Here is a 19141-nt window from a genome sequence, read left to right as displayed (position 1 = left end):
CCTCATCCCGGAAAGGGACGGCAAGGCATGGCAACGGCACCCGTCGAACCACCGCGGCGGTTGGTGAACTCCCTCGGCAGCGAACCGGCCGCCCCCGTGCGCGACTGGCTGGCCGCGCTGCCGGCGGCGGTCCACGAGCGCCTCGACGCCTGGGAGCTGACGCTGGAGCGGGTGGACACGCCCGGGGGCCGCAGCAGCCTGGTCGCGCTCGTCCGGCAGCAGGACGGGACGCCGGCGGCGCTCAAGTTCCCCGTCCCGGGCCGCTCGCACGCGCAGGAGGCCGCGGTGCTGCGACTGTGGGACGGCTGGGGCGCGGTCCGGCTGCTGCGGGCGGACGAGGCGAGCGGCGCGCTGCTGCTGGAGCGTCTCCAGGGCTCGGTCTCGCTGCGGTCGCTGCCGTCGGCGAAGGCGCTGCTGGAGGCTGCAGGAACGGTACGCCGCCTCTGGGTGGCACCGCCCGGCGCGGACCACGGTTTCGAGACGCTGTCGGGCCGTACGGAAGAGGCGGTGGCGGCGCTGCGCACGGCGGGCGCCCGGACGCCGTCGGCCGCCCCGCTCGTGGAGCAGGCGGCGGAGCTGCGCCGTGCGCTGGCGGACTCCGCCACCGAGGAGTACGTGCTGCACGGCGCGTTCCGCCAGGGCAAGGTGCTGGCTGGGGAACGCGCGCCGTGGCTGGCGGTGGGCCCCGTACCGGTGATCGGCGAGCGGGCCTACGATCTCGCGGCGCTGGTCACGGACCGCTTCGAGGACCTGGCGGCCGGTTCGGGCGCCGCCGCCGCGACCCGCCGCCGGGTGGCAAAGCTCGCCGAGTCCCTGGAGGTCGACCGGGACCGGCTCCGCGACTGGACGCTCTACCGCGCGGTGGCCGCCGGAGTCCGCGAAGCCGCATCGGGCGACCGCCGCCACGGCGAGCTCCTCCTGGAATTCGCCACCTGGCTCTGAACGGGGTGGGCGTGGGGCGCCTGCACCATGCGTGGGGCGCCTTGCACCATGCGCGGTGCGTGGGGCGCCTTGCACCGTGTGTGGGGCGCCGCGCCCCGTGCAGCGTGCGCCGCGAGTGGGGCACCGTGCGTGGGTGCGTGGGGCGCCTCGCTCCCGTGCAGCATCCGCCGTGCGGGGCGCGGGGCGCGGGGCGCGGGAGCCTGACACCGGATGCCCGCCGCTGCGCTGGCCGGGGGCGCCGTGCGGGAGCGGCGCCCCATGCCTCGGGTCCGTTGCTACTGCGGGGACGGCCGGTTCGCGCATGGGGCGGCGGCTGTTCCTCGCATGGGGCACCGCGCATGGGGCCGCTCCGCCCCATGCGCGGTGCGGCTCCGTCCCGCGTGAACCTGCATGGGGCGGGCGCATGGCCCGGTACCGGGCCGGCACAAGGCCCTGCATGGTGCGGGTGCCCCATGCGGCCCATCACGCCACGTCGCCCCACAGAAATGTGCACGGCGCCACTCCCCGCCCGCGCACCCAGCCGATCCCACCCGGGCACGAGAAAGGGCCGACCGAGGCGCTCACGCCCCGGTCGGCCCCGTAGCCCGTATCAGGCGCCGAGTCGCGCGACCGCGTCCTCGACGGAGAGCTCCTCGCGCTCACCCGTGCGACGGTCCTTGACCTCGACAACGCCTTCGCCCGCGCGACGGCCCGCGACCACGATGGTCGGGATGCCGATCAGCTCGGCGTCGGTGAACTTCACGCCGGGCGACACACCGGGACGGTCGTCGACCAGCACGCGCAGGCCCACGGCGCCGAGCTTCTCGCCGATTTCCAGGGCGAGTTCGGTCTGCTTGGCCTTGCCGGCGGCGACGACGTGCACATCGGCCGGGGCGACCTCGCGGGGCCAGCACAGCCCGGACTCGTCATGGCTCTGCTCGGCGAGGGCGGCCACCGCACGGGAGACGCCGATGCCGTACGAGCCCATGGTGACGCGCGCGGGCTTGCCGTTCTGGCCGAGCACGTCCAGCTCGAAGGCGTCCGCGTACTTGCGGCCGAGCTGGAAGATGTGGCCGATCTCGATGGCGCGGTCGATGCGCAGGCCGGTGCCGCACTTGGGGCAGGGGTCGCCGGGCTCGACGACGACCACGTCGAGGTACTGGTCGACCTCGAAGTCGCGGCCGGCGACGACGTTCTTCGCGTGCATGCCCTGCTTGTTGGCGCCGGTGATCCAGGCGGTGCCACCGGCGACCCGCGGGTCGGCGAGGTAGCGGAACGCGGTGCCGGCCAGGCCCTGCGGGCCGACGTAGCCGCGGACCAGGTCGGGGCGGTCGACGAAGTCCTCGGCGGTGACCAGCTCGACGGTGGCGGGCGCGAGGTGCTCGCCGAGCTTGCCGAGGTCGACCTCGCGGTCGCCGGGGACGCCGACGGCGACGATCTCGCCGTCGACCTTCACCAGGAGGTTCTTCAGCGTCGCCGACGCCGGGACGTCCAGGTGCGCGGCGAGGGCCTCGATGGTCGGGGTGTCGGGGGTGTCCAGCTCCTCGACGGGGCCGTGGTCGGCGTCCTCGACCGGAGCGACCTTGACCGTGACGGCCTCGGTGTTCGCCGCGTAGTCGCAGGCCGGGCAGTCCACGAAGGTGTCCTCACCGGCCGCGGCGGGAGCGAGGAACTCCTCGGAGGCGGAGCCGCCCATGGCTCCGGAGACGGCGGAGACGATGCGGTAGTCCAGGCCGAGCCGCTCGAAGATCTTGGTGTACGCCTCGCGGTGCAGGGCGTAGGAGGTGGCCAGGCCCTCGTCGGTGGTGTCGAAGCTGTACGAGTCCTTCATCTGGAACTCGCGGCCGCGGAGCACGCCGGAGCGGGGACGGGCCTCGTCGCGGTACTTGGTCTGGATCTGGTAGAGGATCACCGGCAGGTCCTTGTAGGACGTGCACTGGTCCTTGACCGTGAGGGTGAAGATCTCCTCGTGGGTGGGGCCGAGGAGGTAGTCGGAGCCCTTGCGGTCCTTGAGGCGGAAGAGGAGGTCGCCGTACTCCTCCCAGCGGCCGCTCGCCTCGTACGGCTCCTTGGGGAGCAGGGCGGGGAGCAGGACTTCCTGGCCACCGATGGCGTCCATCTCCTCGCGGACAATGCGGGAGACGTTCTCCAGCACCTTCTTGCCCAGCGGGAGCCAGGTCCAGATGCCCGCGGACGTACGGCGGACGTACCCGGCGCGTACCAGCAGCTTGTGGCTGGCGGTCTCGGCGTCGGCCGGGTCGTCGCGCAGCGTCTTGATCATCAATCGGGACATGCGCTGGACCTGAGCGGCGTGGGCCATGGGAATTTCTCCTGCGTAAGAAAGGTGACTCCTTGGAGATTAGCCGCCTGGACAGGGCGCACGGAAATGGGTTGCCCGGCGCGCACGGGGCGGCGCGCATCCTGCGGACGCCTGGCGCCCCGTGCACGGGGCGCCCGCACGGGGCCTGCGGTACGCGCCGGGGCCACCCCCGTACGGGGCATGGCGCGGGGAGGGGCGGGGCCCGCATGGGGCGCGCGGCACGGCGCCCCCAGGCACCGCCGCCCCACGCCACACGCACCACGCGGCGCGCCCCACGCACCACGCGGCGCGCGCCGCGCCCTGTGCCGCTCCCGGTAAGGCGGCGTCAGCAGCGGCGCAGCGGCAGCGGGGCGCCCATGACGGCGTACGGCGTGGGGGCACTGGGGAACAGCACGCGGCGGGCGAGGTCCTGGTAGCCGAGGGAGCGGTAGAGCGCGCGGGCGGGGCTGTCGGTGTCGAGGGCCGAGAGGATGGAGCGGGGCCGTGTGGTGGTGTCGGTCAGCTCCGTGATCAGCCGGCGGCCGATGCCGCGGTGCTGGTAGGCGGGGTGGACGTGGAGTTCGGTGATGACGAAGGAGTCGTCGAGCCAGTGCGCGAGCTGCTGGGCGCGCAGATAGGGCTCGACGATGCCGGACCACCAGTGGGCGCGGTCGTTGGGCATGCCGTAGACGAAGCCGACGAGGCGGCCGGCGGGTGTGGTGGCGCCCAGTGCGCGGGCCCCGGGGCACTGCAGGTGCCGGAGCACGATGGGGCGGCGGATGGCCATCTCACCGTCGGTGAGGCCGAAGGCGAGGGCCTGTACCGCCAGCGCGTCGTCCACACGGGCGGCGAGATCGAGGGGGCCGACCGCGATGTCATCCATGGTCGGAGCGTACAAGGAGTACGGCCTGACCAGCACGGTCACAGGCGTGCGGGGACGACGGTGCGCGGCCCGCATGTGCCTGGTGCGCAAGCACGGTGCGGGCAGAGCCCACGAGCCGCGGCGCTGCGGGAACCCCGGTGCAGCCCGCATGGTGCGACCGGCACGGGGCGCCACGGTGCGGCGGCGACCGGGCGGACACCATGCGGCACGGCACGCATCACGGCGCGGCCGAGGCGGGACCGCCCACCACGCACGGAGGCCGCCACGCGCGGATCCCACCCGGCACGGAGGCCACCACGCACGCACGGAACGCACCACGGCGCGGCCCCCGCAGCGGTCCCACGCCGCGCCACTCAAGACGCCACGACGCGCCTCGCCGGCCACGCCGGATCAGCCGCGCCGGGCCACGTCAGAACAGCACGCTCATGAACGCCCCGACCTCTTCGAACCCCACCCGCCGGTACGCCGCCCGGGCGGCCGTGTTGAAGTCGTTGACGTAGAGGCTGACGACGGGGGCGACGTCGGCGAGGGCGTAGCGCAGGACGGCCGCCATGCCGCTCTCGGAGAGGCCCTTGCCGCGGTGTTCGGGGTCGACCCAGACGCCCTGGATCTGGCAGGCGCGGGGCGTGGCGGCGCCGATCTCGGCCTTGAAGAGGACCTTGCCGTTCTCCACGCGGGCGAAGGAGCGGCCGGCGCCGACGAGTTCGGCGACGCGTGCCTGGTAGAGGAGTCCGCCGTCGCCGGCCATCGGGGAGATGCCGACCTCCTCGGTGAACATGGCCACGCAGGCGGGCATGATCAGTTCCATCTCGTTCTTGCGGATGCGCCGGACGTAGGGGTCGGGGGCGATCTCCGCGGACGGGGCGGTGGTGACCATGAGGGGCTGGTGGGCGCGGACCTCGCGGGCGGGGCCCCATGCGGGCTCCAGCAGCGACCACAGGGCGGCGGTGGCCTCGGCCGGGCCCACGAGGGAGGAGCAGCGGCGGCCCTGGCGGCGGGCGCGTTCGGCGAAGCCGCGGATGGCCTCGGGAGTGGCGCAGATGGGGACGAGATTGGCCCCGGCGTAGCAGAGGGACTCCAGCCGGCCGCCGGTGTACCAGCCCCACATCTCGCCGCCGAGCCGCCATGGGTCGAGCCCCGCCACCTGGACCCGGGCGGCGACGAAGGCGTTGGCGACCGGGTCGCGGTCCAGGACCTCCAGGGCGGCGTCGAGCTCCCCCGGCTCCAGGACCTTGAGGGTGGTGGTCGTCAGCACGTGTCGGAAAGCCTCACCGGTGCGGGCCTGGGAGGCCAGGCAGGAGCAGGTTCTCGCACTGTACCTCCCGCCGTCGGACACCACCTATGGCGCCAGGTGTGAGCCCCGTCGCCCCGGGAAACGGGGCGACGGGGCTCGGCCACGGCGGGCGCCGTGCGGTGGCTGACGGGGCGGTCAGCCGGCGGCGGTGACGACCGGCTCGCCGGAGGTGACGCCGTCCTTCTCCATCTGCTCGGCGATCTTCATCGCCTCTTCGATGAGCGTCTCGACGATCTTCGACTCGGGGACGGTCTTGATGACCTGGCCCTTGACGAAGATCTGGCCCTTGCCGTTGCCGGAGGCGACGCCGAGGTCGGCCTCACGGGCCTCGCCGGGGCCGTTGACGACGCAGCCCATGACGGCGACGCGCAGTGGCACCTCCATGCCCTCCAGACCGGCGGTGACCTGGTCGGCGAGCTTGTAGACGTCGACCTGGGCGCGGCCGCAGGACGGGCAGGAGACGATCTCCAGGCGGCGCTGGCGGAGGTTGAGGGACTCCAGGATGGAGATGCCGACCTTGACCTCCTCGGCGGGCGGCGCGGAGAGCGAGACGCGGATGGTGTCGCCGATGCCCTCGGAGAGCAGCGCGCCGAACGCGACCGCGGACTTGATGGTGCCCTGGAAGGCGGGGCCCGCCTCGGTGACGCCGAGGTGGAGCGGGTAGTCGCACTGCGCGGCGAGCTGGCGGTAGGCGTTGACCATCACGACCGGGTCGTTGTGCTTGACCGAGATCTTGATGTCGCGGAAGCCGTGCTCCTCGAAGAGGGACGCCTCCCACAGCGCGGACTCGACGAGCGCCTCGGGCGTGGCCTTGCCGTACTTGGCGAGCAGACGGGCGTCGAGCGAACCGGCGTTGACGCCGATGCGGATGGGGGTACCCGCGTCACCGGCCGCCTTGGCGATCTCCTTGACCTGGTCGTCGAACTTCTTGATGTTGCCGGGGTTGACGCGGACCGCGGCGCAGCCGGCGTCGATCGCGGCGAACACGTACTTGGGCTGGAAGTGGATGTCCGCGATCACCGGGATCTGGGACTTCTTCGCGATGACGGGCAGCGCGTCGGCGTCGTCCTGGGTCGGGCAGGCGACGCGGACGATCTGGCAGCCGGAGGCGGTCAGCTCGGCAATCTGCTGGAGCGTGGCGCCGATGTCGGAGGTGCGGGTGGTCGTCATCGACTGCACCGACACCGGTGCGTCTCCGCCCACGGCGACCGGTCCGACGTGGATCTTGCGGCTGACCCTGCGGTCGGCAAGCTTGGTCGGTACGTCCGGCATTCCCAGCGAAATGGCAGTCATCTGGCGAGCAACCCCAAGGTGTGGATCTAGGTCCCGAAGTCGGCGGGCTCCGGCCTCCGAGATTACGGCACCGGGGTTCCCCGAAGCACATCGTGGCCGCGCGGCGGCGTCGTACGAAGACGGCCGGACACCCGCGGCGCTCCGCGGGACGTCCGGCCGTCCACGTGTGTGACCTGCTGCTTTTCCGACTATCCGGTGAGGGTGACCGGGTTGACGACGTCGGCGACGAGGACGAGCAGGGTGAAGCAGATGAACACGCCTGCGACGACATACGCGACCGGCATCAGCTTGGCGACGTCGAACGGGCCCGGGTCCGGGCGGCGGACGACCTTCGCGAAGGCACGGCGGAGCGACTCCCACAGGGCGCCGGCGATGTGCCCGCCGTCCAGCGGGAGCAGCGGCAGCATGTTGAACAGGAAGAGGGAGAGGTTGAAGCCCGCCACCAGGAAGAGCATCGTCGCGACGCGCTGCTCCGGGGGGATGTGGAGGGAGAAGACCTCGCCGCCGACGCGCGCGGCGCCGACCACGCCCATCGGGGAGTCCGCCTTGCGTTCCGCGCCGTTGAAGGCGGCGTTCCACAGGTCGGGGACCTTGCCGGGGAGGTTGATCAGGGAGGTGACGCCCTGCTGGACCATGTTGCCCATGCGGTCGACGGACTGGCCGAAGGACTGCTGGACGACGCCGCTGGCCGGGGTGAAGCCCAGGAAGCCGGCGGTGACGTACTGGCCGTCGACGTAGCCGCCGTGGCCGTCGGTCTTGGCGACCTTGTTCTCGATGAGGTCGGCGTGCAGGGTGCGGCGGGCGCCGTCGCGTTCGACGACGAGCGTGGCGGGCCCGGTGGTGTCGCGGATCTTTGCCTGGAGGGTGTCCCAGTCGGGGATGGCCCGTCCGTCGAAGCTGACGATCTTGTCGCCGGCGCGCAGGCCCGCGGCCTTGGCCGGGGAGTCCTTGGCGCCGGCGGGGCACTTGTCCGTCTTGGCGGACGCCGAGATGACGCAGTCGGAGACCGAGCCGACCTGGGTGGTCTGGGTGTTGATGCCGAAGCCCATCAGCACGCTCATGAAGATCACGACCGCGAGGATCAGGTTCATGAACGGCCCGGCGAACATCACGATGACGCGCTTCCACGGCTTGCGCGTGTAGAAGAGGCGCTTCTCGTCACCCTCCTGCAGCTCCTCGAAGGCGGCCGAACGGGCGTCCTCGATCATGCCGCGCCACGGTGAGGTGGAGCGGGCCTGGAGCTTCCCGTCGTCGCCGGGCGGGAACATCCCGATCATGCGGATGTAGCCGCCGAGCGGGACGGCCTTGATGCCGTACTCGGTGTCGCCCTTCTTGCGGGAGAAGAGCGTCGGTCCGAAGCCCACCATGTACTGCGGCACGCGGATGCCGAACATCTTGGCCGTCGAGAGATGGCCGAGTTCGTGCCAGGCGATGGAGAACAGCAGGCCGACGACGAAGACGACTATGCCGAGGATGGTCATCCAGGTCGTCATGCGCGAGCCTCCGAAGGTGTACGTGCCGCCCGGGCGGCCAGTTCGCGGGCGCGGGCGCGCGCCCAGGTCTCCGCCTCCAGTACGTCCGCGACGGTGAGGGAAGTTCCCCGTCCGGGCACCTCGTGTTCGGCGACCACTTCGGCGACCGTATCCACAATCCCTGTGAAAGGCAGCCCGCCGTGGAGGAAGGCGTCGACGCATTCCTCGTTCGCGGCGTTGAAGACGGCGGGCGCGGTGCCGCCGAGGTCACCGACGTGGCAGGCGAGCGGGACGGAGGGGAACGCCTTCTCGTCGAGCGGGAAGAACTCCCAGGTCCGGGCCGTCGTCCAGTCGACGCCGGGCGCGGCGTCGGGGACGCGGGCGGGCCAGCTCATACCGAGCGCGATGGGCATCCGCATGTCGGGCGGGCTGGCCTGGGCGAGGGTGGAGCCGTCGGTGAACTCCACCATCGAGTGGATGTAGGACTGCGGATGGACGACGACCTCGATCTGTGCGAAGGGGACGTCGAACAGCAGATGCGCCTCGATGACCTCAAGACCCTTGTTGACGAGGGTCGCGGAGTTGATGGTGACGACGGGCCCCATGGACCAGGTGGGGTGGGCCAGCGCCTGCTCCGGGGTGACACCGGCCAGCTCGGCGCGGCTGCGGCCGCGGAACGGGCCGCCGGACGCGGTGACGACGAGCTTGCGGACCTCCTGGCGGGCGCCGCCGGTCAGCGCCTGGAACAGCGCGGAGTGCTCGGAGTCGACGGGGACGATCTGCCCGGGGGCGGCGACGGCCTTGACCAGCGGGCCGCCGGCGATCAGCGATTCCTTGTTGGCGAGGGCGAGCACCCGGCCGGCCTTGAGGGCGGCGAGGGTCGGCGCGAGGCCGATGGAGCCGGTGATGCCGTTGAGGACGGTGTGGCACGGGGAGGCGGCCAGGTCGGTGGCCGCGTCGGGTCCGGCGAGGATTTCCGGCAGCGGCTCGCCCGCGCCGTACCGCGCGCGCAGCGCCTCGCGCAGCGCCGGGGCGGCCTCCTCGCGGGCCACGGCGACGGTGCCGACCCGCAGCTGGTGCGCCTGCTCGGCGAGCAGCTCCACCCGGCCTCCGGCCGCGGAGAGCGCGGTCACCCGGAAACGGTCGGGGTTGCGCTGCACGATGTCGATCGCCTGGGTGCCGATGGAGCCGGTCGATCCGAGGATCACGATGTCGCGGGGGCCGTGCTGCGCGTCCGGATCCGCGGAAACCGGGGTGAAACGCAGGTGCGGGTGGGCGAGGGAGTCCGTCATGGGGTCCATTGTGGCCGGTCGCGGAGGCGGCGGAGGCACCGCGTCGGCGTGGGGGTGCATACGAGGGGCGGTGGGGTGGCGCCGCATGGGGCGGGTGACCCCGTGCCCCGCCCCATGCGGGTACGACGTGGCGGAGTGAGGCCGCGTGGGGCGCGGGGCCCGTGCAGGGCGGGGCGGGGCTGACGGTGCACGGGCGTGGCGCACGGGGCGGCGGGCCCCATGCGCGGGTCGGGGCGCCGCGCATGGGGCGCCGCGCATGGGGCGCCGCGCATGGGGCGCCGCGCATGGGGCGCCGCGCATGGGGCGCCGTGCATGGGGCGTGGAGCATGGAGCATGGGGCGCTGCGCATGGGGCGGCTGCCCGTCGCGGCGGGCGGCCCGTCGCTCCCCTGTGGCGCGCCGCCCCACACGCCTACGACGCCTCGGAACCGGGGCGCCGGACGGGACGGTGGACGTTCTGGTGGGTGCTGGGGCCGGGGGTGGCGTCGGCGATCCAGGGGCCCTCGCCGCTGGGGTCGACGACGCCTTCCTCCAGCCAGCGGTACGCGCCGTCGAGGACACCGGAGACGACCTTGCGGTCGAGGGCGTCGGTGTTGGTCCACAGCCGGGCGAACAGCTCGTCGGCCCGGATACGGGCCTGCCGGCAGAACGCGTCGGCCAGCCGGTACGCCTCCCGTCCGTGGTCGCCGGTCAGCCGCAGATGCTCGGCCCGCACACAGGCGGCGCTCATCGCGAACAGCTCGGCGCCGATGTCGACGATCCGTCCCAGGAAGCCCTGCTTGGTCTCCATCCGCCCCTGCCAGCGCGACATCGCGTAGAACGTGGCGCGGGCCAGCTTGCGGCAGGACCGTTCGACGTACCGCAGATGCCCCGCAAGCGTCCCGAACTCCTGGTACGCGTGCGGGAGTTGGCCGGATCCGGTGACGAGCCGCGGCAGCCAGCGGGCGTAGAAGCGGCCGGCGTCGGCGGCGGCCCTGCCCTTCTCGCCGAGGCTCTTCTCCGGGTCGATGAGGTCGCCCGCGACGGAGAGGTGGGCGTCGACGGCCTCACGGGCGATCAGCAGGTGCATGATCTCCGTCGATCCCTCGAAGATGCGGTTGATGCGCATGTCGCGCAGCAGCTGCTCGGCGGGCACGGCGCGCTCGCCCCGTGCGGCGAGCGAGTCGGCGGTCTCGAAGCCGCGGCCACCGCGGATCTGGACCAGTTCGTCGGCGATCCGCCACCCCATCTCGGATCCGTAGAGCTTGGCGAGGGCGGCCTCGATCCGGATGTCGTTGCGGTTCTCGTCGGCCATCTGGGAGGAGAGGTCGACGACCGCCTCCAGGGCGAAGGTGGTCGCGGCGATGAAGGAGATCTTGGCGCCGACGGCCTCGTGCGCGGCGATCGGCCTGCCCCACTGCTCGCGGACGGCCGACCACTCCCGGGCGATCTTCAGAGCCCACTTCCCGGAGCCCACGCACATCGCGGGCAGCGACAGCCGCCCCGTGTTGAGGGTGGTCAGCGCGATCTTCAGCCCGGCGCCCTCGGGGCCGATGCGGTGCGCGGCGGGGATCCGCACCCGGTGGAAGCGGGTGACGCCGTTCTCCAGCCCGCGCAGGCCCATGAACGCGTTGCGGTGCTCGACGGTGATGCCGGGCGTCGCGGTCTCGACGACGAAGGCGGTGATGCCGCCCCGGTGCCCCTCCGAGGCGGGGACCCGCGCCATCACCACCAGCAGGTCGGCGATGACGCCGTTGGTGGTCCACAGCTTCACGCCGTCGAGGAGGTATCCGTCGCCGTCGGGGACGGCGGTGGTCGCCAGGCGCGCCGGGTCCGAGCCGACGTCCGGCTCGGTGAGCAGGAACGCCGAGATGTCGGTACGGGCGCAACGGGGCAGGAAGGCGTTCTTCTGCTCCTGGCTGCCGAAGACCTTCACCGGCTGCGGGACGCCGATCGACTGGTGCGCGGAGAGCAGCGCGCCGACGGCGGGGCTGGCGGAGGCGACGAGGGCGAGCGCCTTGTTGTAGTAGACCTGCGTGAGGCCGAGTCCGCCGTACTTCGTGTCGATCTTCATGCCGAGCGCGCCGAGCTCCTTGAGCCCGTTGACGGTCTCGTCGGGGATCTGCCCCTCACGCTCGATGCGGGCGCCGTCGATCCGCGTTTCGCAGAACGTGCGCAGCGCGGCCAGGAAGGCTTCGCCGCGCCGTACGCCCTCCGTCGCCGGGCTGGGGTGCGGGTGGATCAGATCGAGCCGGAAGCGTCCGAGGAACAGTTCCTTGGCGAAGCTGGGCTTGCGCCAGTCCTGTTCCCGGGCTGCCTCGGCGACCTGCCGTGCCTCGCGCTCGGAGACGTTGCGGGTGGTCGGAGCGGACATGTCGGGCTCACCTCGCCGCGTTCGGATGGACCGTGCCGACGGACCGGGGCCGGCGGGACGGCACCCATGGGCACTCATGGACTACTTGTGAGAGTTACCCGCTATACGGCATTTGCACCAGCGCTACGCAACCGGCAGAGGCTCCGGAGGGGCCCGTCGGCCGGGGACGGCTGGCCCTGAATCCGTAGCGGGGTGTTGCGCCGGTGAGGGGTATGGCGTGGTGCGCGCGGCGGCGGGCGGAGCGCATGGGGCGGGGCGAGCCCGCTGCACGGGGCAGGTGGAGGCCCGCTGCACGGGGCGGGGCGCTGCATGTCGCCGCATGAGGCCGTCGCATGGGGCAGGGCGAGGACACACGGCATGGGGCGGCTGCATGCGGCGGCGCGGCGGCATGGGGCGGGAGGCTCGTTCCTGCCCCATGCGTGGGGTGCGGGCTGCACCGTGCGCGGGCCATGGCGGCGCCATGCGCAGGGCCCGTAGCCGCCCCATGCGCAGGGCATGGGGCGCGGGCGAGCCCGTTCGGACACGGAAAACGGCCCCGCTGACGGGGCCGTACGGTCGCGATCCGGCGTGCCCCGCGGCCGGGCCGCCAAGGGGGCGTGGCGCGCTCCGGTACAGAGTGCCGGAGCGCGCCACGGCCGGGGCCGGTCCACGGGAGGGAAGGGACCGGCGCCTGGTCTGGACTCATGTGACGGTCTCGGGGACGACCGCGCTGTCCACCGGTCCAGGCCGGGTCGGGCGAACGGGGCGTGCCACGGCCGGCGGGCCGGGCACCGTCCCTCAGAGGTCGATGCCGGTCAGCACCAGAACCCGCTCGTAGGTGTAGTCGTCCATGGCGTAGCGGACACCCTCGCGGCCGACGCCGGAGAGCTTGGCGCCGCCGTACGGCATCTGGTCGGCGCGGTACGACGGCACATCGCCGATGATCACGCCGCCGACCTCCAGCGCACGGTGGGCCCGGAACGCCGCCTGCACGTCGTGGGTGAACACCCCGGCCTGGAGCCCGTACTTGGAATCGTTGACCGCGGCGAACGCGGCGGCCTCGCCGTCGACCTTCGCGACCGAGAGCACCGGCCCGAAGACCTCCTCGCGGGCGAGGGTGGTGTCGGCGGGCAGCTCGGCGAGCACGGTCGGCGCGTACGCGGCGCCCTCGCGCTTGCCGCCGGCGAGCAGCTTGGCGCCGGCCGCGACGGCCTCGTCCACCCATGCCTCGACGCGCTCGGCCGCGGCCTCGCTGACCAGCGGGCCGACCTCGGTCGCGGCGTCGGACGGGTCGCCGGTTACCTGCGCCTCGACCGCCGCGACGATCTTGGGCACCAGGCGGTCGTAGACCTGCGCGTCGGCGATCACCCGCTGCACCGAGATGCAGGACTGGCCGCCCTGGTAGTTGGAGAACGTGGCGATCCGCTGGGCCGCCCAGTCCAGGTCCGCCTCGGAGGCGTAGTCGCCGAGGACGACGGCCGCGCCGTTGCCGCCCAGCTCCAGGGTGCAGTGCTTACGGGGCACCGAGTCGAGGATGTCGTAGCCGACCTTCTCGGAACCGGTGAACGAGATGACCGGCAGCCGCTCGTCCTGGACCAGCGCCGCCATGCGGTCGTTGGGGACCGGCAGGATCGACCAGGAACCGGCCGGGAGGTCGGTCTCGGCGAGGAGTTCGCCGAGGATCAGACCGGACAGCGGCGTGGCGGGGGCCGGCTTGAGGAAGATCGGCACGCCTGCCGCGATCGCCGGGGCGATCTTGTGGGCGCAGAGGTTCAGCGGGAAGTTGAACGGGGCAATACCCAGCACCGTGCCGCGCGGGAAGCGGCGGGTCAGCGCGAGGCGCCCGGCGCCACCGCCGTCGGTGTCGAGCCGCTGCGCCTCCCCGCCGTTGAAACGGCGCGCCTCCTCGGCCGCGAAACGGAAGACGGACACGGCGCGGCCGACCTCACCGCGCGCCCACTTGATGGGCTTGCCGTTCTCCGCGGAGATCAGCTGCGCGATCTCCTCCGTACGCTCGACCAGCCGGCGCTCGACGTGGCTGAGAGCCGCGGCGCGGACGTGGGCGGGGGTGGCGGCGAACTCGTCCTGGACGGCGAGGGCGGCGGCGATGGCCTCCTCGACCTGCTCCTCGGTCGGGACGCTCACCGTGCCGACGAGACGCCCGTCCCAGGGGGAGGTGACATCGAAGGTGGTGTCACCGGTGGCCTCGCGGCCGGCGACCCAAAAGGCGGTGGGGGCTGCAGCATTGTTCGGCACAGTGGATCCCGGCCCTTCCGAAGTGGTGGGTGATGCGCACGGACCGGCGAGCAGATCCGCGCTGTCGACTCTGCCCCCACCGTAGGGGTGCCACGCCGCCGTGGCGTTTGTCCGAAGCGGAGCAATCCGTCGGTGTGTCTCTCCGCGGTGGACGAGGCAGGGGCCTCCTTGAGGGGCGGCATGGGGCGGAGGGGCTGGCGGAGGCGGGGCGGCTGACGGCCCGTGGGGGCGGCGTGGGGCCGTGGGATGTGCCTGGAGGATGTGGCGAGCTCGGGTCGGTGGGCGTGCCGGGGCCATGTGGCGCGTGGGGCGGTGTTGCGCGGCTCGCGTGGCGGGTTCGCCGGCCTCACCCCCGTCCCGCCACTTTCCCGGTTCCGTGCGCATGGGGCGGCGGTCCCATGGCAGCGTCCCGGGCGCGTGCGGGGCAGCGCGTCCGCGCCCCATGCGCGCGGACGGCTGGGCTCGCCGGACAGACGAATGCCCGCCCCGTGCCCCGTGCCCGGCGGAGGGTACGGCGGGGCGGGTGTGTTCACTCCCCCTGGGTCCCCGGTGCGCCGTGCCTGTCCTCGGTGTCCGAGGTCGCCTTGAGGGCGAGCCACAGCTCCATGCGGACGTCCGCGTCGTCCAGGGAGCGGCCCAAGATCTCCTCGACGCGGCGCATCCGGTACCGCAAGGTGTGGCGGTGCACCCCGAGGTCGGCCGCGGCGGCGTCCCACTGCCCGTGCCGGGAGAGCCAGGCGCGGAGCGAGGCCACCAGATCGCCCCGGCCGGTCGCGTCGTGCTGCCGCAGGGCGCGCAGCAGCCCGTCGGCGAAGGCGCGGACGGCGTCGTCGGCGAGCAGCGGGAGGACGGAGCCGGCGGCGACATCCTCGTGCTCGATCAGCGCGCGGCTGCGCCGGCGGGCGACGGAGAGCGTCTGTTCCGCCTGGCGGTGCGCGGTCGGCGCACCGGCGGGACCGGTCGGGGCGGAGAGCCCGGCAGCCAGCAGTTCACCGCCGTACGGGGCCTCGGCGCGGGGCGCCCCACCGCGCGGCGCGGGCGGCACTTCCGGGCGGTCCTCGATGTCCGCGGCGAAGCGGGCGCCCGCGTCGGCCGCGGCCCCGCCGTCGGCGACCAGCGCCGTCAACCGCCCCGTCTCGGGGACCACCAGCACCGCCTCCCCCGTGCGGGCGGCGGCGGACTCCAGCGCGTCCGCGAGGCCGTCGAGGACACCGGGCCCCGTGTGGCCGACGCTGCCGTCAGCTGCCACCGGTTCGGCGACCAGCACCCGGAACGGGGCCTCCAGCAGCCCTCCGTAGAGCCGTCCCGCCACGGACCGCGCATGGTCCGGCTCGCCGACCAGCAGCATCTTCAGCACCGCGGAGGCGAGCCGGGCCTCGGCGTCCTGGAGGGCACGGGAACGCTCCGTGGCGAGCGTCAGAAGGGCCACGGCGGAGTGGACGGCGTAGCGCTCCGCCGTTCCCAGAGCCGCCCCCGTGCCGACGGCGAGGACGCCCCGTGCCCGCCGCCCCGTGCCCAGCGACTGGAGTTCGACGCGGTCGTCGCCCTCCGCCGCGCTGATCACCGCACTGGCGGGCGCTGGGCGCTCCCGCAGCCGTGCGACGTCGATGGTGAGCCGGGCGGCACGGCGGGCCGCCCATTCGGGTGCGGCGGCCAGCACGGCGCCGGAGGCGTCGTACAGCGCGGCCCAGCCGTCCAGGTGCGCGGCGAGCCGGGCCAGCAGGTCGGCCGGGCCCTCCGCACTCAGCGCGGCGCGGGTCAGCTCCCGCTGCGCCTCGAATCCGGCGGTCACGGCGCGGTACTGGTCCGCGGCGACGGCGGCGGACACGGCCTTGCTGATGGCGATGAACGGAGTCCGGCGGGGCACGCCGAACAGCGGCAGCCCCTCGGCGCGTGCCGCCGCGACAAGCGCCTCCGGCACCTCGTCGTAGTTGACGCCGATCGCGAAGCCGAGGCCGATGACCCCCGCGCGGGCCACCCGGCGCACGTAGGCGCGCGCGGTCTCCGCGTCCTCGGCGTCCAGTTTCAGCGCGGTGATCAGCAACAGCTCACCGCCCTCCATGTAGGGCACCGGGTCGATCAGCTCGCTGGCGTGGGCCCAGCGCACGGGGACGTCGAGCCGGTCCTCGCCCGCGAGCACGGTCAGCTTGAGCGCGGTGTGGTTGACCAGGGAGGCGAGGGTGTGCGGCATGGAACCTTCGACGGCGACGGGGGCCTGCGGCCACCGCCCGTGGGGCGGGGGCGGCACCGCCCGGGGTTTGGCCGTCCCGTATGAACGGTCGCTACCGATTCTGCCTCAACGGCGACCGGAGCAGCCGGGCGGCACACGCCGCCGACCAGGGCGCATCCGCCCGGAAGGCGCCCCGTGCCGCGCCCCGAGCCGCACCGCCTGGCGGGCGTCTGCGGGCGTGCTCCGTTCGGGGTCGAGGGCCGGATGAGGCGGCAGGGCCCTCGCGCGGGCCGGTATCTCCGCGGGGAGCCGCGCATGGGGCGTCCGCATGGGGCGGGGCGGACGGGTGCCCGCGTGGAGCGCCGTGCACGGGTCCCAGCGCTCACATCGAGGGCGCTCCGCGCCAGGCGCCACACACAGGGACTCGGCCCTCCCGTCAGGCACCACGCGCAGGCTCGCAGCCCTCTCTCCGAGGCGCCATACGTGGGCCCCGAGCATGAGGTGCTGCGCATGGGGCCCCACGCATGGGGCGCCGGCGTGCTCCCCAGGGGCGTCGTCCATGTGGCCGCTGCAGCCCCCCTGGCCGCCGCCCCGCGCACTACCTCCCCAGATCGACCAGAACCGGAGGCGCGTGCTCGCCGCGTACCGACGTGACCGACAGCACCGCATGGCCGGGTGGGACGGCGTTGGCGAGGTCGGAGGCGGACCAGCGTTCGCGCTCGACGGTGCGGACGGTGATCGCCTTTGCCGTGGCAGCCTTGCCGGTGACCACACGGCGCAGCGCGTGAAACACCTTGCCCGCGGTGCTGTACGCGATGATCTGCCGGTCGGTGACGTCGCGGGTCTCCACCCATTCCTTGCCCCACACCTCGGCGAACCGCGCCCCGTCCCAGGTCGTGACGCCGGCGAAGGCCATCCGGCACCCGACCGCACCGAGCAGCGCGCTGCGCAGCGCCTCGGGAACGTCGTCCAGCGCACGGAGCGTCAGCACCACGCCCGCGTTGGCCCCCCGCAGCCGTTGCAGGCCCCGTAGCGCCTCGGCTGTGATGGTGTGCGCCGCCTCGTCGAGGACGAGGCAGGCGAAGAGTGAGCGGTCGGTGCGGGCCACCGCGGACTCGGTGAACTGCGCCAGCACCAGCCGGGCGAGGATCCGCGACGCCTCGGCATGGCCCCGTTCCGGGAGTTCGACGCGTACCCGCAGTGGCTGGTCGAGGGAGCGCAGCGACACCTGCCGGGTGCGCCCCGTGGTGTCGAAGAATCCGGCGAAGGCGGGGCGGTCGAGCAGCGCGATCCGGTCGGCGAGCAGCGCTCCGGTATCGCCCGGACGCTCGGACTGCCGGGCACGGGCGTCCAGTTCCCGCAGCTGCGCCGTGGCGCCGGCGGCGCGCAGCGCCTCGCGCAGCTCCGCCACCGGCTCCTGCGCACCGTCGAGGAGTTCACGCAGCTCCGGCACGGACGGGAACCGGCCGTACGCGGTCCGGAACGGGCCGAGGAGCTGCCCGAGCACGGTCGCCGCGCGCCGGCCGTCCGCACCGGGCTGACCGGTCGCCAGATCGCCGACCAGCGCCTCGGCGAGGATGCCGGCCGCCTCGTCGGGGTCGGTGGTGCCGCCGTAGAGGTCGAGGTCGGTGTCCTGGCCGGGGCGGCCGATGCGGACCACCACGTCGAAGGCGTCATCGGGGCCGAGGTCCGCGCCCACGGGGCCGACGGCGACGACGGCGCACCGCCGGGCGAGCGCCTGGAGGCACATCGACTCGACGACCGGCTTGAGGACCCGGCTCGTCTTGCCGCTGCCCGACGGGCCGACGGCGAGCAGGGAGGTACCCAACAGGCCCGGGTCCAGGGCGAGTCCGGCACCGCGGTGCTGATACGGGTTGCGTTCGTGGTCGGCGGCGACACCGATGCGGACCTGGTGCGCCAGGAGGTCGTGGTGGGCGGTCCGGCGGACCAGGTCGCGCGCGCCGGACGGGTGCGCCTCGGCGGCGGCACCGTGCCGTAGGACGGTGTCGGTGAACGACGCGATGCCACCGGCGCCGCCCCGTGCGGCGCGCCATGCGTGGTCGATACGGGCGACGTCGACATCGTTCATCCGCCCCGCGCGGGCCTCCGCGGCGAGCTTGTCGGCGGCGTCGACGGCGCCCGCGGCACGCAGCTCGGGCCACTGCGCACGGTCCACGTCCGGTTCGGGCTTCGCCACGGGGGCGCCCTCCCGCATCCGCCGCAGCAGCGGGCCGGCCACCCGGCCCAGCAGCTCGGGCCAGCGGCCCAGACGGCCGAAGACCACGGCGATGCCTGCGATCCACAGGCCGTAGTAGGCCCAGGAGGCGATGGCGTACGCCATCTCGTCTCCCGGGGTTGCCGCGGCCTGCCACGCGTCCGGGACGAGGAGGTCCATGGGCCATGCCCAGTACGGCCCCAGATATCCGTTCCACAACAACGACCACAGCAGCCACCCGCACAGGCCCGAGATGACTGCGCCGCTGATCAGCTGCCGCAGCGGGGCCCGGTCGGGGTCGGCCGCGGGGCGGGGGCGGTGGCCGTACGTCCAGATGCCCGGTGCGGCGGCGGGCCGGGGGGTGCGCAGCCAGCGCAGGACCGGAGGTTCGGGGGCCGCCTCGTGCGGGGCCCGGGGCGGCGCCACGGGGGGCGGCGGGGCGGCCGCCGACGGGGCGACGGGCGGTGCCGCGGGGCGCGGGACGGTGGGTTCGGGTCGGGGTGCTCCGTGCGGTGGCGGCGGAACGGTGTGCGGTGCGTCGTGCGTGCCCTCGGTGTCCATCCGGTGCCCCTTGTCCCCCTTGGACGGTGCCTGCGTCGTTCGTGGACCGTGCCCGTGTCGTGGACGGTGCGGGCACGGTACGCCGCCGCTCAATCTACTGGCCCCGCGCCGTCGCTATGTCCGGCGCGGACAACGCAACACGCGCACTTCTCCC

The 19141-nt window shown here is 73.7% G+C and carries 11 protein-coding genes; 1 reads left to right on the top strand and 10 read right to left on the bottom strand.

The window, feature by feature from the left end:
- Window positions 1-27: 27 nt before the first annotated feature.
- Window positions 28-942: an aminoglycoside phosphotransferase family protein gene (locus ABT345_RS30030; protein ID WP_345080069.1), complete on the top strand. Its 915-nt coding sequence runs from the start codon at window positions 28-30 to the stop codon at window positions 940-942.
- Window positions 943-1531: 589 nt separating this feature from the next.
- Here the strand turns inward: ABT345_RS30030 and ABT345_RS30025 are convergent.
- The 10 genes from ABT345_RS30025 to ABT345_RS29980 form a co-directional block, all read right to left on the bottom strand.
- Window positions 1532-3241, bottom strand: coding sequence for a proline--tRNA ligase (locus ABT345_RS30025; RefSeq protein ID WP_345080072.1), 1710 nt, complete (start codon window positions 3239-3241; stop codon window positions 1532-1534).
- A gap of 325 nt (window positions 3242-3566) precedes the next feature.
- Entirely contained in the window at window positions 3567-4103 is a 537-nt protein-coding gene (locus ABT345_RS30020; protein WP_345080075.1) for a GNAT family N-acetyltransferase, read from the bottom strand.
- A gap of 409 nt (window positions 4104-4512) precedes the next feature.
- Window positions 4513-5358 (bottom strand): GNAT family N-acetyltransferase, encoded by an 846-nt coding sequence (locus ABT345_RS30015; protein ID WP_345080078.1) that lies wholly within the window; start codon window positions 5356-5358, stop codon window positions 4513-4515.
- A gap of 174 nt (window positions 5359-5532) precedes the next feature.
- Entirely contained in the window at window positions 5533-6690 is a 1158-nt protein-coding gene (gene ispG / locus ABT345_RS30010; protein ID WP_345080081.1) for a flavodoxin-dependent (E)-4-hydroxy-3-methylbut-2-enyl-diphosphate synthase, read from the bottom strand.
- A 188-nt stretch (window positions 6691-6878) separates the two neighbouring features.
- Window positions 6879-8183 carry a M50 family metallopeptidase gene (locus ABT345_RS30005; protein WP_345080085.1) on the bottom strand — a complete coding sequence of 435 codons (1305 nt, stop codon included), beginning with the start codon at window positions 8181-8183 and terminating at the stop codon, window positions 6879-6881.
- Window positions 8180-9454, bottom strand: coding sequence for a 1-deoxy-D-xylulose-5-phosphate reductoisomerase (dxr, locus tag ABT345_RS30000; protein WP_345080088.1), 1275 nt, complete (start codon window positions 9452-9454; stop codon window positions 8180-8182). The genes ABT345_RS30005 and dxr overlap by 4 nt, the downstream gene beginning before the upstream one ends.
- A 411-nt stretch (window positions 9455-9865) precedes the next feature.
- Entirely contained in the window at window positions 9866-11806 is a 1941-nt protein-coding gene (locus ABT345_RS29995) for an acyl-CoA dehydrogenase family protein (protein WP_345080091.1), read from the bottom strand.
- Between the two features lie 777 nt (window positions 11807-12583).
- A complete protein-coding gene (locus ABT345_RS29990; RefSeq protein ID WP_345080094.1) occupies window positions 12584-14041 on the bottom strand; it encodes an aldehyde dehydrogenase family protein in 1458 nt (485 codons plus the stop codon).
- Between the two features lie 529 nt (window positions 14042-14570).
- Window positions 14571-16232: a PucR family transcriptional regulator ligand-binding domain-containing protein gene (locus tag ABT345_RS29985; protein WP_345080097.1), complete on the bottom strand. Its 1662-nt coding sequence runs from the start codon at window positions 16230-16232 to the stop codon at window positions 14571-14573.
- A gap of 577 nt (window positions 16233-16809) precedes the next feature.
- Complete coding sequence (locus ABT345_RS29980; protein ID WP_345080100.1) at window positions 16810-18987, bottom strand: type IV secretory system conjugative DNA transfer family protein; 2178 nt, start codon at window positions 18985-18987, stop codon at window positions 16810-16812.
- Window positions 18988-19141: the final 154 nt, after the last annotated feature.

It is taken from the genome of Streptomyces sp. NPDC000404 (assembly GCF_040300365.1).
Lineage (GTDB): Bacteria > Actinomycetota > Actinomycetes > Streptomycetales > Streptomycetaceae > Streptomyces > Streptomyces ramulosus.
The sequence above is the reverse complement of the archived record's forward strand: the minus strand, read 5'-3'. Positions and strand labels throughout refer to the sequence as shown.

Bases quoted from the DNA above. Each gene is read 5' to 3' on its own strand.
- ABT345_RS29980 (WP_345080100.1), bottom strand. From the start codon at position 18,987: ATGGACACCGAGGGCACGCACGACGCACCGCACACCGTTCCGCCGCCA.
- ABT345_RS30030 (WP_345080069.1), top strand. From the start codon at position 28: ATGGCAACGGCACCCGTCGAACCACCGCGGCGGTTGGTGAACTCCCTC.
- dxr (WP_345080088.1), bottom strand. From the start codon at position 9,454: ATGACGGACTCCCTCGCCCACCCGCACCTGCGTTTCACCCCGGTTTCC.
- ABT345_RS30025 (WP_345080072.1), bottom strand. From the start codon at position 3,241: ATGGCCCACGCCGCTCAGGTCCAGCGCATGTCCCGATTGATGATCAAG.
- ABT345_RS30020 (WP_345080075.1), bottom strand. From the start codon at position 4,103: ATGGATGACATCGCGGTCGGCCCCCTCGATCTCGCCGCCCGTGTGGAC.
- ispG (WP_345080081.1), bottom strand. From the start codon at position 6,690: ATGACTGCCATTTCGCTGGGAATGCCGGACGTACCGACCAAGCTTGCC.
- ABT345_RS29995 (WP_345080091.1), bottom strand. From the start codon at position 11,806: ATGTCCGCTCCGACCACCCGCAACGTCTCCGAGCGCGAGGCACGGCAG.
- ABT345_RS29985 (WP_345080097.1), bottom strand. From the start codon at position 16,232: ATGCCGCACACCCTCGCCTCCCTGGTCAACCACACCGCGCTCAAGCTG.
- ABT345_RS30005 (WP_345080085.1), bottom strand. From the start codon at position 8,183: ATGACGACCTGGATGACCATCCTCGGCATAGTCGTCTTCGTCGTCGGC.